Origin of the sequence: Algoriphagus sp. (assembly GCF_013373065.1) — a bacterium.
Lineage (GTDB): Bacteria > Bacteroidota > Bacteroidia > Cytophagales > Cyclobacteriaceae > Algoriphagus.
In genome coordinates, this window is the sequence record NZ_JABXIN010000013.1 from 56,161 (window position 1) to 69,424 (window position 13,264).

Consider the following 13,264-nt stretch of genomic DNA (forward strand, 5'->3'; position numbering starts at 1 on the left):
AATTCCGGAAAATTGAGTTTTTGCTTTATTCCACAGGGACTAAAACAATAGGGTCGGCTGTTGTGATTTTTCCTTCTTCGACCACTACGTCAATTACTTCCAAAGCTTGGAATGATTCATTGGGTGTGATTTTCAAGGTATAGGTTCCGGGTTCCAAGCCTTGAATGACAAAGGCTCCTTCTCCATTGGTAAAGGTGGAGAATGAATTCCCATTTTGGAGGGCTTCAACTAAGACAGGTTGAGCTTCTGTAGGAAGAACCTGTCCCTGAATACCTGCTGTTTCCTGCAAAAATGCCCGAAGTACTGGCTTTAAGTTGATGTTTCCTGAATTGCCTGCGACGATAATGGATTTAGCTACATCAAAATCAATGATAATTCCATAGGCATTTCCTGCTATGATTTCCTGATCCAATTTGATTTTGAGTCCGCTTTGCTGGGCGGAAGGTGTTTTCAATTCAAATTGCTCCTCCCCTTTGACTACGTAGTTATTTTCTCCAAGAACAAGCCGGATTTGATTGATTCTTCCGGATTCAAACCCTTCTGTCCCAATCAAGAAAGAATTTTCTCCTGTTAATTCCATCAGGTTAACCAGTTGGCTACCTCCTTGGACGGGGATTTCTTCCCAAGTAGATTCGTCCTCATTTTCTGCTTCATTCTCCGAAATATGCTGAACGCGTACTGATAGCACTTCAACCCATACCTCGTCAAAATCACCTGGGGCATCCACTAAAGTAAAGCTGACAGAGGCCTTGGGGTCTTCTGGGGAGTCATTGAAATCACAAGAAAAAGAAATGAGAAGAATGGATAGGATTAAGAATTTTTGGATAAGATTTTTCATAGTATGGTTTAATTTCTGGTTATAACATACAAGGGTGATGCCAAGGAATAACGAATCAAGGAAAGATTTCGCATGAAGATTGAATAAAATTGCGGAATTGGAGCCCGGGATTTTAGTATCAAAGCGAAATCCCTAAAAATCCCGTGAATTCTTTGTGAGCCTTCTTATTTTTGGGCATGATGAAATGGGAACGCCTCCTCAGCCGAGGAAGATTTGGAGAAAAACCGGGATTTATTCCCACACAAGCAGCACGTAGTGAATTTGAAGTCGACTATGATCGGATCATTTTTTCAGCGCCTTTTCGAAATCTGCAGGATAAAACGCAGGTTTTCCCCCTGCCCGAACAGGCCTTCGTGCATACGCGGTTGACCCATAGTCTTGAGGTTTCTTCTGTAGGGCGCTCTTTAGGGAAAGCTGCTGGGGAATACTTACTTGAAAAATATCCCAACCTGAAAAAAACGGAGCTTTCTGCTTCTGAAATTGGGGGGATTGTGGCAGCCGCTGCCCTAACCCACGATATTGGGAATCCACCTTTTGGTCATGCAGGTGAGGAAGCCATCTCCGATTTCTTCAAATTCCACCCAAAAGGAATGGCCTGGGAAAAGCACCTTCGTCCAGAGCAATGGGTAGACCTTTGCAATTTTGAAGGAAACGCCCAAGGCTTCCGTATATTGGTTTCCAAGCAAAATGGACTGAAACTTACCTATGCGACGCTGGCGGCCTTTACCAAATACCCAAGACCAAGTTTTATTTCCCATCGGGATATTGCCCGCCGAAGTCAGAAGAAGTTTGGCTTTTTTATCAATCAGCTTTCGGATTTTGAGCAATTGACCGATTTTCTGGGAATTGAAAAATCCAGTGAGGAATGTTGGTTTCGCCACCCTTTGGCCTTCTTGGTGGAGGCAGCAGATGATATCTGTTATTCCATTATAGATTTGGAAGATGGTTGTACCATGGGCTTGGTCAGCTTTGAAGAGACCCTCGCTTTACTAAAGCCTATTTTAGGCGACAAGTTTGATTCCAAAAAACTGCAAAACCGAACTCTTTCGCAAAACTTGGGGGCCTTGCGCGCCTTGACAATCGGGATTTTGATCCAAGAGACGGTGGAGGCTTTTGCTCAATATGAAGAAAGTATGTGCAAAGGCCATTTCGACAAAGCTCTGACGGATGTGATCCCTTCCGCAAAAGCTTTACAGGCCATCTCAGAACTCTCCATTCAAAATATTTATCGTTCCAAGGTGGTGTTGGAAAAAGAAGCCGCGGGATTCCAGGTTTTGGAAGGACTGCTGGATGTATTTGGGCAAGCCTTGTATCATAAATTCTATGCCCCAGAATTATTCTCCGGTCAGGACAAAAGCATTTTACGTTTGCTTCCTGAAGATTTCCCGCTGAAGGGCTGGGGAGCAGAAGTAAACCCCTATCCTTTATTGAGGCAATTGATTGATTTTATTGCTGGGATGACTGATAAATATGCACTTAATCTCTATCGTCGCGTAAAAGGCATCTCCTTCCCGGGAGTTTGATAAGTTTGCCTTCTTCCTCCTATCTTTGGCCTATGTGGAAAGAAATCAGCGTCTTGATCCGAAAGGAAATTACCTTAGAGTGGCGACAAAAGTATGCTCTGAATGGGATTCTCCTTTACGTGGTCTCGGCTGTTTTTATCACCTATCTGAGCGTAGGAGCCAAGATGGGAAATCTTTCCGTACCGACCTGGAATGCACTGTATTGGATCATTATCCTGTTTTCAGCAGTGAATGCCGTGGCCAAAAGTTTTGTACAGGAGCATCAGGGGCGGCAACTTTATTACTATATGATCGCATCTCCTGAAGCGATCATCCTTTCCAAAATCATCTACAATACGGCCCTAACCCTGATATTGGCGTTGTTGGGCTATGTGGTTTTTTCAGTGATTTTGGGAAATCCTGTCCAAGATCAAACCCTCTTTTTACTCAACTTGGTTTTAGGAGCTATGGGCTTTTCAGCATGCCTGACAATGGTTTCGGGTATCGCTTCAAAAGCTGGAAATAATGCCACCTTGATGGCAATTCTGAGTTTCCCTGTGATTATTCCGATTTTGTTGATGGCCATCCGAATTTCCAAAAATGCCCTAGATGGATTGGACTGGTCAGTTAGTGCAGACAAGTTGTTGAGTTTGCTAGCGATCAATGCGATTGTAGCCGCAGCCGGGTATTTGCTATTTCCTTATCTGTGGAGAAGCTAGGACAGTATACAGTTAGCAGTTAACAGGAGGCAAGCCCGATGTTGGTCAAAGCAGGGATGGTTTGAGAATTTGTGGAAAGTAGAATTATCCTAAACTTAATGATCGGCTTTTCCATTCCGGGAAAGAATTTTTTACCTTTCATCAAGCACTATTTAAAAATCCCCCTCAATATGAAGAATTCGATCATTTGGATCAGTCTTTTTGCGATCAGCTTTTTCTCCTGCTCTCCCCAAAAGCAATGGTACAAAGGAAATCTGCACACCCATTCCTATTGGAGTGATGGGGATAATTATCCGGAGATGATCATGAATTGGTACAAAAACCAAGGCTATGATTTCGCTGTGCTTTCCGATCACAATACCCTGCAAGTAGGAGAAAAGTGGAAATTGATTCCCAAGTCTCCAATGCACGAACAAGCTTTTGAAAATTATCTCGAAAAATATGGGACTGATTGGGTGGAGTATCGAAAGGATACTGCAGAGCGGATTCACGTGCGCTTGAAAACCTTGGAGGAATATCGTCCGCTTTTTGAAGAAGAAGAGAAATTTTTAATCATCCCCTCTGAAGAAGTAACGGCAAGTTTTGAAAAGAAGCCGATACACATGAATGTTACCAACATTCAGGAATACATTGAGCCAGCCACTGGTAACTCTGTCTCGGAGGTTTTGCAGCGGAACATTGACCTTGTAAAAAAGCAACGGGAGGAAACGGGGCACCCCATGTTTTTACATATCAACCATCCGAATTTTATTTGGGCTATCACGCCGGAAGACATGATGAGTTTAACGGGAGAGCGATTTTTTGAAGTTTACAATGGTCATCCGGAGGTTCATAATTATGGCGATAGCCTCCGCCCAAGTATGGAGGCACTTTGGGATAAAGTTCAGGTGTCTTACCTCCTCTCGGGGAAGCCCTTACTTTATGGCTTGGCAGTAGATGATGCCCATCATTACCATGTTTTTGGAGAAAAGCAAAGTAATCCCGGCAGAGGATGGGTCCAAGTTTGGTCCAAATCCCTGAGCGCTGAAGATTTGATTGAGGCGATGGAAATGGGGGATTTCTATGCAAGTACGGGGGTCTTGTTGAATGAAGTTGATTTCAATGGTAAGCGGCTTGAAGTATCCGTAAATCAGGAGGAGGGAGTAACTTATACCATTCGCTTTTTTGGAACTAAAAAGTCCGATCCTCAAGCAGCAGGGGTCTTACTTGAGGAGATTCAAGGAACGGAAGGATCTTATACCTTAGCGGATAACGACCTTTATGTCCGAGCCAAAGTCACCTCTTCTAAATCCAAAGAAAACCCCTATCGACCCGGGGATTTTGAGGAGGCTTGGACCCAGCCTGTAGTGAAAAGGTAAAGAAGGGAGCTCAAAAAGTTTATCCCTCCCAATCCAAATAATTTCTCCAATTATGCTGCTCTTTGAAACCAAGGACCTCGCGAATTTTACGGTTGGAAAAAAGGGCTTCGTGTTCTTCGAGTTCGCGGGTGAGAGGCACTCCCGGGAAAAAGCGTTCGGCTAACTCCTTACTAGGAATGACAGCTCCATTGTGGTCATTGCCAGCATTAAAAACCTGATACCCCAGTCCGTCTTTTTTCAGACATAAGTCCACAATCTGTCCCAAATCACGCGCATCGATGTAGCAAAAAGCATTTCTGCGACGTACCTCTGGATGTTTAAAATAGTGAGGAAAAAGTTCGGCATATTCATGTGGCTCGATGACATTTCCAATTCGAAGCGCATAAATATCCACTCCAGATCTGCGCTGAAAACTTCTGGCTGTTTGTTCATTCACCACCTTGGAAAGCCCGTAGCTATCCATAGGATCCACATCATATTCTTCATCTAGCGGAAGGTACTTTGGGTTGGTTTGCCCATCGGAAAAACAAATGCCATAAGTCGTTTCTGAAGAGGCAATGATGATCTTCTTGATTCCCAATTTTACCGCAGCCTCTATTACATTGTAAGTCCCGATGGTGTTGACGCGAAATGTTTCATTGTCCGGTTTGAGTAGGATTCGGGGAACTGCCGCAAAATGTACGACTGCATCAAATTTGGGAACGCCAGTGCCCAGTTCTAGTTCATCGAAGCCTGCATACATGCTCATGGCATTGAACATTTGCCCCGAATCGGTGATATCGGCTGTAAGATTATCTACCCCCGGATAATCCAAGGGAGTAAGGTCTACATTCATCACACGATGGCCTTGTTGAAGCAGATATGGGATGACGTGCTTTCCGGCTTTTCCTGATCCTCCGGTGAAGAAAATTCGCATTTTTTTCATGGCTTCTGGTAAATGGGGTGAAATTCAAACTAAATACGAGGTAGGAAATCCCTCTAAAGAATCCAAGTGATTTTACGCAGAAAGTTGGTCATAGTGAAGTAGCGGAACTCCAAAAAATTCCCATTTCAGGGTGCTTGTGAAAATTGTAAAGCTGAGTCCTAGTCCATTCTGGCCCAGCCTTGGACCAATTCGGTTCGACCTGCCTTGTATGATAATATCAAATAATCCCGATCCGCATTCATTGAATAGGAAGCTAGGATATCTGTACCGTCTTTCCCCCGAAAAATGAGTTCTTGTTTGGTAGGATCCACAATAAAAACCCCATCAATGTTCCCGGAATTGTCCTCAGAATAGGTGTATTCACCTACTAAATCATTGGGATTTCCATCCAGGTAAAAATTAAAATACTTGCAACATTTCTGAAGCAAGTCAGATGACCCATTGATTGACTCTTCTGATATTTCCCAAGAACCTGAGAAGCCGTTTTCCAATAAGGGGTCATCTTCCGAAAAAATTTCCTCTCCACATTGAAATGCCATCAAAAAGGGCAGAAAAATTAAAAGTCTTGAAAATTTTATCTTATTCATAATAACTTCAAGATACGAGGTGCAATCCTTCAGGTTTTATTTTCTACGTTTTTTAATTGTTAAGAATGGGTCAGAGAGAATTTTTGCTGAAATCCTATCCGCTGTGGTTTCCCATTTTCCCGGTAGGCTTTCTGGAGATTTTCTACAAAATCCTCAGTTCGTTAGTTTGGGGCAGGCAAATTTTAATGATGATTCAGGCGTAGGCTAAAATAGGCGGGGGTAAGAAAACTCTATCTAAGTGTACATTTAATCCGCTTATATATTTTTCTTTTTCCCTCACGTGGACTTTTTCTGATATTCCCATTCTAAAATCACCATGACATGAAACCATTTAAATACCTTACGCCTATCCTGTTTTTTGGATTGATCGGTATCAGCTATGCGCAGGAAGCTCCACCGCAGATTGATACCCGCATTTATGAAATCATAGAAAACACCTCTTCCGAGCGTATCGAAAAAGATATTCGGACCTTGGCAGGATTTGGAACGAGAAATACCTTTTCAGATACAGTTTCTAATACGCGCGGAATTGGAGCAGCCCGAAGATGGATCAAGGCGCAGTTTGATCAAATTTCTGAGGAATGTGGGGGATGCTTAGAGGTCTTCTATCAAAAGGATTTTGTGACGAAAGAAGGAAATCGTCGCGTTCCAAAAGACGCCTATGTGGTGAATGTGGTCGCTATCCTTCGAGGAACGGATTATCCGAACTCTCACGTAATCATGTCAGGAGATATTGACTCACGAGCTTCGGATACCATGGATTTTGAAATCGATGCACCAGGTGCCAATGACAATGCCTCTGGAATGGCTGGTACTATCGAAGCGGCTCGGGTTCTTTCAAAGTATAAATTCAAGCATAGCATCGCCTTTGTTGGTTTATCCGGCGAAGAGCAGGGCTTGTTTGGAGGAGCAGGTTTGGCACGATATGCCCAGGAAAACGGCTGGGAGATCGTCGGTGTTCTGAACAATGATATGATCGGAAATATCGAGGGCGTGGATGGAGTTATTGATAATCGAACCTTCCGGATTTTCTCAGAGCCTACTCCTGCAAATGAAACCGAGCAGGAGCGAAGAGCTCGAAGATTCACAGGGGGCGAAGTAGATGGGATTTCCAGACAATTGGCTAGATATATCCATAAGCAAGTCAAAACATATATGCCCGAAATGAACCCCATGATGATTTATCGCTTGGATCGATTTGGCCGTGGTGGTCATCACCGACCGTTTAATGATCTAGGATTCGCCGGGGTGCGAATCATGGAGGCGCATGAAAATTACAACCGTCAGCATCAGGATATCCGTGTGGAAAATGGAATAGCCTATGGCGATGTGATCGAGGGAGTGAATTTTGACTATGCAGAAAAGTTAACTTCCGTTAATGCCATTTCATTGGCAGGCCTGGCCTGGGCACCACCAGCTCCTAAAGATGTACGAATTGGGGGAGCCGTTCGTCCTTCTACGACCTTGGCTTGGGAGGAAAGTAATGACCCAAATATTGCAGGCTACAAGATCTATTTCCGATTGACGACTTCTCCTACCTGGGATAATTTTGTGTATGTATCTGGGGTGAATGAGCACACCTTGGAGGGAATTGTCATTGACAATTACTACTTCGGTGTGGCTGCCGTCGGCAAAGATGGCAATGAGTCCCCAGTGGTATTCCCTTATCAACAAATTAGGAGATAATTCAATGGGCTCGGACCCATTGAGAATCTTAGAAAGAGGTTTTTAGCTTTTTGAATACACCGTGAGTGAAGACACTCACGGTGGCATTTAAGCGCTTTCGCTTTTTGGAAATTTAGAATTTTCCTTGAAGGGGGTTAAAATTTTTCAGCCAAGGTAATAATAGCCATGGCTGCAAATAGTAAAATACCACCGAATAAGAAGTATAAAATGTAGTTGAGGAAAGTTCGGAAGATCCGGCCTGCTGGTTTGGCTTGATCAAACAAAAACCAAAATACCCATAGCGTATAGCCAATGGAGAAAATGATTGTAAGGCTTTCGAATAATTCATTTCGGAAGATTGCTTCCCCTAAAATGCAAAGCGAGTAGAATAGTGCCTGTTGCCCGGTGATGTAGCAATTGATTACGATATGTTCCAGATAATTGAAGCCAAACTTTCGGAACGCAAGGAAAGAGGCGAATGAGTAAATAGGAAGTAAGAATAGGGTGGAGAATCGATAATTGTTCACAAACCAGGCTAATACTTTCTCAGCATTGCTTTCTTGGTCAAAATCGGATGCCCCCGAAATCCAGCCATTACCGAAGTCGCCAAGCCAGGTGCTTTGATCGGTCATTTCGGCGAGAAGAAAGTAAACAGTGGATAAGGTTAATAAGAATGCAAAAGGCTTGAAATAGGCTTTTCGCTTTCCCTAAAGAAAGTTTTTAAGGCTAATTCCCGGCCGAACGATCATCTCCCAAATCGTGAAAAATAAACCCCGCTCTACCTGAAAGACTGAGGAAGACAGTTCCTGAATAAAATTTGAAAAGTTGATTCTGCCTACCCGCCGGTTTTGTCCGCAATTGCTGCAAAAATTTCCCTCGACCAGCTTTCCACAATTTTTACAATTCATCGATTGACGTATTTTGGAATAATCTACCGATTTTTTTGAAAAACAAGGATTGAAATTCAGAAGAAGATCTTGTTTCGGGAAGTATTCAGGCTTTTGAAAGATTTAAAAAGCAGCATACAATGCTGGTTCTTTTTCTAATTATAGAAAATACTCATAATCTGTGACTTATACTGATCCACCCTTGCAAGAACTCTGACTGTATAACCACCCCACCTAGGCAGGAAAACGTTCAACTCGAAAGATTGATGGCCAATTTCATCAACTAAATGGGTGAAAACGTTATTAGTTTGGGATATACCACTTGTTTTCTCGCAGATTTACGCCTCCATGGAGCTCTTCCTGAACTACCCGGTCGATGATCCAGATTCCTTTTTTTGCCATTTTTTCGAAGGTATCGATGCCCTCCCCGTCAAAACCGATCCGAGTTCGGTGAATATGAAAACGATTGGAAAATTTCCTCCCGAATGCTTTTTCTATCCCTTCTTTACCGATAATAAAACCAATTAATCCTCCCCAAGTAGCCGTAGGGTTATCCGAATCCCAACCGGCAAGCACTCCGATTTTGAGGGTTTCGATTAAATCCCCTTCTCCGTAAAACAGACTGACCAAGCTTGCCGCAAAGTTGATCCCTGCTGCAAAACATCCATTGCAATAGAGGTTTCGACTGGTCAACTCATAACCATCCAATTCATTGACCTGGTAGCGGTAGTACACCGAATCGCGGGCTTGCTCCCAGGGAATGCCTTCCTCATACTTTGATTTGACATACTCATACATCAACGCGGGATAAGAGCCTGATGGAAGCTGTTTTTTAGCCTCTTCGGCCATCCTAAAGAGCTGTTCCTTCAGGGGTTGAGAAGGATCTGCAGTTGCGGCAAGGGAAAAAAGAGTTACATAAAAATTCGAAATCCATTCGCTTTCCTTTCTTGCTGTTGTCTGAATAGGAAGTTGAGCCATTTGCAAAGCTAATTCCGGTCTTCCGGGAGCATAGAGCCCAAAGATTTCTGTGGTGAGTTGGGCGTCGATCATCTCGTATTCAGGATTGTTTGCGGGATCTCCTGTGGCGGGAGGAATCAAACCCTCATTCATCAGGTCCAGCGCTTTTTGATTGGAAACCCACAGGTAGTTTTCCTCTTCGGCCTTGATATGACGGAGCCAACCTTCCCGGATTTGTTCTCCTGTGAGGAAGGAGGTTTGATTTCTGAGGAGGAGTTCCTGATAGATGTATTCGATATCAGTATCATCATCTGCTCCCCAGACACTGTCCTCGTCGGCAAAAATAAAATCGATAGTTGGAGACAAGGCACTTGGAATACCGGCTGCCCAGATGCTGGGTTGATCGGCTTTTCCCCAATCCTCACGGGTATAAAAATCTCCTGTTTGGATTTCCCCAATATTTCCGATTTTATCCATCTCGGTAATCAGTCCCGTCCAGTTGGCGATACAGGTTCCCAACCAAAACCCCTGTAATTTGGATTCATAGGCTTCTCGATCCAGGACCCAATCTGATGCCTTCGGTTCATAGTTGAGGTACTCTATGTCAGGATTTTTTTCAGAACTCTGCTCTGATTTGCAGGCAAAGAGCATAGCCCCAATCAAGGTGATACTTAAGGCTCGGAATTGGATGAAATTAGAGAAGTTCATGGTGCCAAATGGTGGATTTTACTGCTATGTAGCTCTATTTGCCTTCCTCCAAGTAAGGATAATTCCCAAGACAATGAGGATAAAAGCTGGGTAACGTGTCAATACTATCAAGGGGCCGGTACCTAAGGCAAAGTTTCCTGACGTAACCAAACCCAGAGAGTCCAAAACCATCACAATCAGGAATGGAAGTGAACCGAAAATAAGAAGGAGAATCCCGATTTTGAGGGTAATGTGAAATTTTTTCCAGGTAGTTTTCATGCTTTAATCTAAAAAACAGCGAAGAGTTATCCAATTAAGGGTCTATTGATTACTGAGGCTAGTTGGGCTTAAATTTTTTGGCCAAAAGGCCTATTCAACGAGAATTGGATCAGTACAAAAGATCAGCATAGCCTTGGGCAAAGTTTTGCCAAAGCTCACTATAGTCGATCTGCCAAAGAATGGAACCGATTAAGAATACGATGAAAATGTTGAGATTCGGTTTGTAGTCTTTTTTCTTAATCAAATCATAGCCTAGAAATGCACCTACAATCAGCAGGTCAAGTACATCAGTTGTAGTTAACGCAGCCTGTAAAGAAAAATCAAAAGTATTTGTTAACCCTCGCCCAATCCCTGGCCCAATTGCCAATAGGCCTGTCCCAATCATGTAGCGCATATGAGCAGAAGAGTTTTTTCGATAGGCCATGGCTAAAGCCCAAAAGATCGCGAAAGTGATATAACCTCGAATATCCAAAACCATCGTAGCTAGGAGATCGCTGACTTGAAAAGGACCGGGGTTTGCGTTTATGAAATCCAGGCCTCTCCAGTAGGAACCTCTTCCCACTAAAAACATGGAGATAATAATTAAGGGACCAAGTACCCATGAAACTTTACCAAGGCTTCGGTGCCATTTTGCCTTTTTCAAATAGATGAGCATGGGCTGCACCACTAGGAGCATCATCCAGGCCATTAATAGGGCTCCGTGAACATGGATAGTTGGAGTGGAGTCTACAAAATTGGGAAACTGGCTGAGGTAAGGTCTATAAAATCCCCACTGTATGCCGAGGATCAATATGATCATCAATAATGAGGTAAGACGATAGCTGTCTTTTGTGGAGATTGTTATCATGGCTGGGAAGGGTTAAAAGATTATCTAATCTATTGATTTTTATGGTCTTGTGAAATAGGCGGAAAAAAAGGGTCAAGTGATCATCCCAGTACTGAGATGAAGAGGGTTCGTTCAGAACTGCAAATTCTGTGTGATTGAAAAGTATATATACAACCTCCCCCTGTAAGGAGATCATTTCTTCGGTAAGAGCAGATTCATTTTTCCGATTTCCAGTTCATCTAAATGCCCCATTTTAGTTTCGTCTTTGGTGATCAAGTGCATATGTACAAAGGAGTCGTGGTGGGTAAAAACTCCTTGGTGTTCGGTTGAGAAAAATCCAACGATTTCTACCTCTTCATTTTCCAGTTCATAATTGATTTGCCCTTGATGTGCTTCATCCGGAGATGATACGCTTGTTCCTTCGGGTAAATTCTGAATATGGATAATCGCATTAGAAACCTGTCCGGTTAATTTGAAGGCAAAAGGTCTTTTAAAATTCTTTGTCTGCTCGTCAATAAACTGCTCCAAATCTTGAAGGGTCTTCACTTGGGCAGGCAATTCGATTTCATTCCAATCCTTCACATTTCCATACACAAAGAAAGGGGCAGAAATTTCAAATGTTTCTTCAAGGGACATGCTTGAGTCGGATGTTACTCTTGAGACATAACTTTTTCCGTTATTGATCAGCAATTCCCCTCTCAAGTAGCTAACAGGTCCAATTCCATAAAGTCCGTTTTTGTCCCAAATGGTATCTAGGTCAATGTTACTGCCTAATTCCCCTTTCCACATCACATTGCGCATAGCACCGGCAATTTTAAGGTCGAGATAGGTTTCTCTTTCACTTGAATTCGAATGACAGCTAATCAGTACACTAGTCAGAAGTCCGAAGAGGGAGTGTTTTAGGTTCATTTTTTCTATTTCTCAAAATTCCGAAACTCAACAGCTCTTATTCTTTTTTTGCGCAACTAATTCTGTGGCCTTCGAGGAGGAAGATACAATCTAATTTGAGGCAAAGGTATATTTTCTACCGCTCTCTTAATTTACTGCTTTCCCTTTTGATCCAATCGATGGCAATCGTAATAGGCTCCTTGGAGGCAACATTCCCTGTATTATGTCCCAATTCTGGGAAAAGGACATATTCATAGGGTTTGCCCTGTGCTTTTAATAGGTTTAGATGCTCCATACACATTTTTACAGGGATTTGAATGTCTTTTTCACCGAAAACCCAAAGTCCCGGAATTGAAAGATTGCTCAAAGCATCTATTGGGTCAGTGGCTATAAAATCGAAGCGATCTGGGTCGTGAAATGTGTGAAACCTTACCTCTTCTTCGGAATGATTTTTCCAGAAATCTTGATCTCCATTAGTATAAAACTGAAACCGGAGTTGTTCTAGCGTAGTGATCGTTGGCCCACTGAATAAAACCATAAATTCGATCAAGGGATTTTTGTTGGCAGCGAGGGGGATGATCCAACCGGCTTGACTGAAGCCCATCAAACCAATTGGCAGGTTTTGATACTCTTGATGAATCAAATTTACTGCGGCACTAGCATCATTTGCCAATATGGTAAGGTTTTCATTACTGATATTATTTGTGCCAACTTCCGGACCTGCATAAACTCCTCCCGATTCTCCAACTCCGCGTTTATCATAGGTCAATACCAATAAGTTATTTTCCGCTACAAATTCGGCAAAGGCTGTCATCCGTGGCACTTGGTCTGAGCCATGTACAAGGACAAGAGCAGCGATAGGGTTTTGGGGAATGTAAATGGTACCTGCCAGTCTAATTCCTGCACTTTCAAATGTCACATTTCTAGCGATGATTGAATCAGTCCGTGTCTGGGTCTTGGACATCGCTTTTTGTTGGAAGCTCACTAAGGTGAAAAATAATGACACTAGTGAAAGGGCAAGACTTGCCTTCATAGTTTGGTAATTTTGATGGTTCATTCCCTACTTCTTCTTTCCTTCTCCAACCAATTACATCATTTTAAGATGAAGTTTCTATTCTCTGATTTGGATAAGGGAATTTCCGGGAC

Annotated in this window: 13 protein-coding genes; 4 read left to right on the forward strand and 9 right to left on the reverse strand. The window is 42.9% G+C overall.

Going from position 1 to position 13,264, the window contains the following annotated elements:
- Positions 1-25: 25 nt before the first annotated feature.
- Entirely contained in the window at positions 26-838 is an 813-nt protein-coding gene (locus tag HWE15_RS09175) for a DUF4382 domain-containing protein (RefSeq protein ID WP_290507224.1), read from the reverse strand.
- 179 nt (positions 839-1,017) lie between these two features.
- Here HWE15_RS09175 and dgt point away from each other — a divergent pair, with 179 nt between their 5' ends.
- From dgt to HWE15_RS09190, 3 genes are all read left to right on the forward strand, one after another.
- Positions 1,018-2,361, forward strand: coding sequence for a dGTP triphosphohydrolase (gene dgt, locus HWE15_RS09180; protein ID WP_290507505.1), 1,344 nt, complete (start codon positions 1,018-1,020; stop codon positions 2,359-2,361).
- Positions 2,362-2,393: 32 nt separating this feature from the next.
- Positions 2,394-3,059 (forward strand): heme exporter protein CcmB, encoded by a 666-nt coding sequence (locus HWE15_RS09185; RefSeq protein ID WP_290507225.1) that lies wholly within the window; start codon positions 2,394-2,396, stop codon positions 3,057-3,059.
- Between the two features lie 170 nt (positions 3,060-3,229).
- Positions 3,230-4,417: a histidinol-phosphatase gene (locus HWE15_RS09190; protein WP_290507226.1), complete on the forward strand. Its 1,188-nt coding sequence runs from the start codon at positions 3,230-3,232 to the stop codon at positions 4,415-4,417.
- Positions 4,418-4,436: 19 nt separating this feature from the next.
- On the opposite strand, the gene HWE15_RS09195 is transcribed toward HWE15_RS09190, so the two are convergent.
- Together HWE15_RS09195 and HWE15_RS09200 are read right to left on the reverse strand one after the other, a co-directional pair.
- Positions 4,437-5,342, reverse strand: coding sequence for an NAD(P)-dependent oxidoreductase (locus tag HWE15_RS09195; RefSeq protein WP_290507227.1), 906 nt, complete (start codon positions 5,340-5,342; stop codon positions 4,437-4,439).
- Positions 5,343-5,500: 158 nt separating this feature from the next.
- Positions 5,501-5,881, reverse strand: a complete 381-nt coding sequence (locus HWE15_RS09200) for a hypothetical protein (protein ID WP_290507228.1) — start codon at positions 5,879-5,881, stop codon at positions 5,501-5,503.
- A 369-nt stretch (positions 5,882-6,250) separates the two neighbouring features.
- On the opposite strand from HWE15_RS09200, the gene HWE15_RS09205 reads away from it, so the two are divergent.
- Complete coding sequence (locus tag HWE15_RS09205; protein ID WP_290507229.1) at positions 6,251-7,615, forward strand: M28 family peptidase; 1,365 nt, start codon at positions 6,251-6,253, stop codon at positions 7,613-7,615.
- A 134-nt stretch (positions 7,616-7,749) separates the two neighbouring features.
- On the opposite strand, the gene HWE15_RS09210 is transcribed toward HWE15_RS09205, so the two are convergent.
- The 6 genes from HWE15_RS09210 to HWE15_RS09235 all read right to left on the reverse strand — a co-directional run bounded on the left by HWE15_RS09210 (position 7,750) and on the right by HWE15_RS09235 (position 13,151).
- Positions 7,750-8,226 carry a hypothetical protein gene (locus HWE15_RS09210; protein ID WP_290507230.1) on the reverse strand — a complete coding sequence of 159 codons (477 nt, stop codon included), beginning with the start codon at positions 8,224-8,226 and terminating at the stop codon, positions 7,750-7,752.
- A gap of 558 nt (positions 8,227-8,784) precedes the next feature.
- The gene (locus tag HWE15_RS09215) at positions 8,785-10,146 is read right to left on the reverse strand and encodes an ADP-ribosylglycohydrolase family protein (protein WP_290507231.1); all 1,362 of its coding nucleotides are present in this window, start codon (positions 10,144-10,146) and stop codon (positions 8,785-8,787) included.
- A gap of 24 nt (positions 10,147-10,170) precedes the next feature.
- Positions 10,171-10,404 carry a hypothetical protein gene (locus tag HWE15_RS09220; protein WP_290507232.1) on the reverse strand — a complete coding sequence of 78 codons (234 nt, stop codon included), beginning with the start codon at positions 10,402-10,404 and terminating at the stop codon, positions 10,171-10,173.
- A gap of 109 nt (positions 10,405-10,513) precedes the next feature.
- Positions 10,514-11,251, reverse strand: a complete 738-nt coding sequence (locus HWE15_RS09225; protein ID WP_290507233.1) for a hypothetical protein — start codon at positions 11,249-11,251, stop codon at positions 10,514-10,516.
- A 171-nt stretch (positions 11,252-11,422) separates the two neighbouring features.
- Entirely contained in the window at positions 11,423-12,139 is a 717-nt protein-coding gene (locus tag HWE15_RS09230; protein WP_290507234.1) for an acetolactate decarboxylase, read from the reverse strand.
- 115 nt (positions 12,140-12,254) lie between these two features.
- Entirely contained in the window at positions 12,255-13,151 is an 897-nt protein-coding gene (locus tag HWE15_RS09235; protein WP_290507235.1) for an alpha/beta hydrolase, read from the reverse strand.
- Positions 13,152-13,264 lie beyond the last annotated feature (113 nt).

Excerpts from the sequence above, each read along its gene's own strand:
- HWE15_RS09220 (WP_290507232.1), bottom strand. The coding sequence starts at position 10,404 with ATGAAAACTACCTGGAAAAAATTTCACATTACCCTCAAAATCGGGATT.
- HWE15_RS09200 (WP_290507228.1), bottom strand. The coding sequence starts at position 5,881 with ATGGCATTTCAATGTGGAGAGGAAATTTTTTCGGAAGATGACCCCTTA.
- HWE15_RS09210 (WP_290507230.1), bottom strand. The coding sequence starts at position 8,226 with ATGACCGATCAAAGCACCTGGCTTGGCGACTTCGGTAATGGCTGGATT.
- HWE15_RS09225 (WP_290507233.1), bottom strand. The coding sequence starts at position 11,251 with ATGATAACAATCTCCACAAAAGACAGCTATCGTCTTACCTCATTATTG.
- HWE15_RS09235 (WP_290507235.1), bottom strand. The coding sequence starts at position 13,151 with ATGAAGGCAAGTCTTGCCCTTTCACTAGTGTCATTATTTTTCACCTTA.
- HWE15_RS09175 (WP_290507224.1), bottom strand. The coding sequence starts at position 838 with ATGAAAAATCTTATCCAAAAATTCTTAATCCTATCCATTCTTCTCATT.
- dgt (WP_290507505.1), top strand. The coding sequence starts at position 1,018 with ATGAAATGGGAACGCCTCCTCAGCCGAGGAAGATTTGGAGAAAAACCG.
- HWE15_RS09230 (WP_290507234.1), bottom strand. The coding sequence starts at position 12,139 with ATGAACCTAAAACACTCCCTCTTCGGACTTCTGACTAGTGTACTGATT.
- HWE15_RS09215 (WP_290507231.1), bottom strand. The coding sequence starts at position 10,146 with ATGAACTTCTCTAATTTCATCCAATTCCGAGCCTTAAGTATCACCTTG.
- HWE15_RS09205 (WP_290507229.1), top strand. The coding sequence starts at position 6,251 with ATGAAACCATTTAAATACCTTACGCCTATCCTGTTTTTTGGATTGATC.
- HWE15_RS09185 (WP_290507225.1), top strand. The coding sequence starts at position 2,394 with ATGTGGAAAGAAATCAGCGTCTTGATCCGAAAGGAAATTACCTTAGAG.
- HWE15_RS09190 (WP_290507226.1), top strand. The coding sequence starts at position 3,230 with ATGAAGAATTCGATCATTTGGATCAGTCTTTTTGCGATCAGCTTTTTC.
- HWE15_RS09195 (WP_290507227.1), bottom strand. The coding sequence starts at position 5,342 with ATGAAAAAAATGCGAATTTTCTTCACCGGAGGATCAGGAAAAGCCGGA.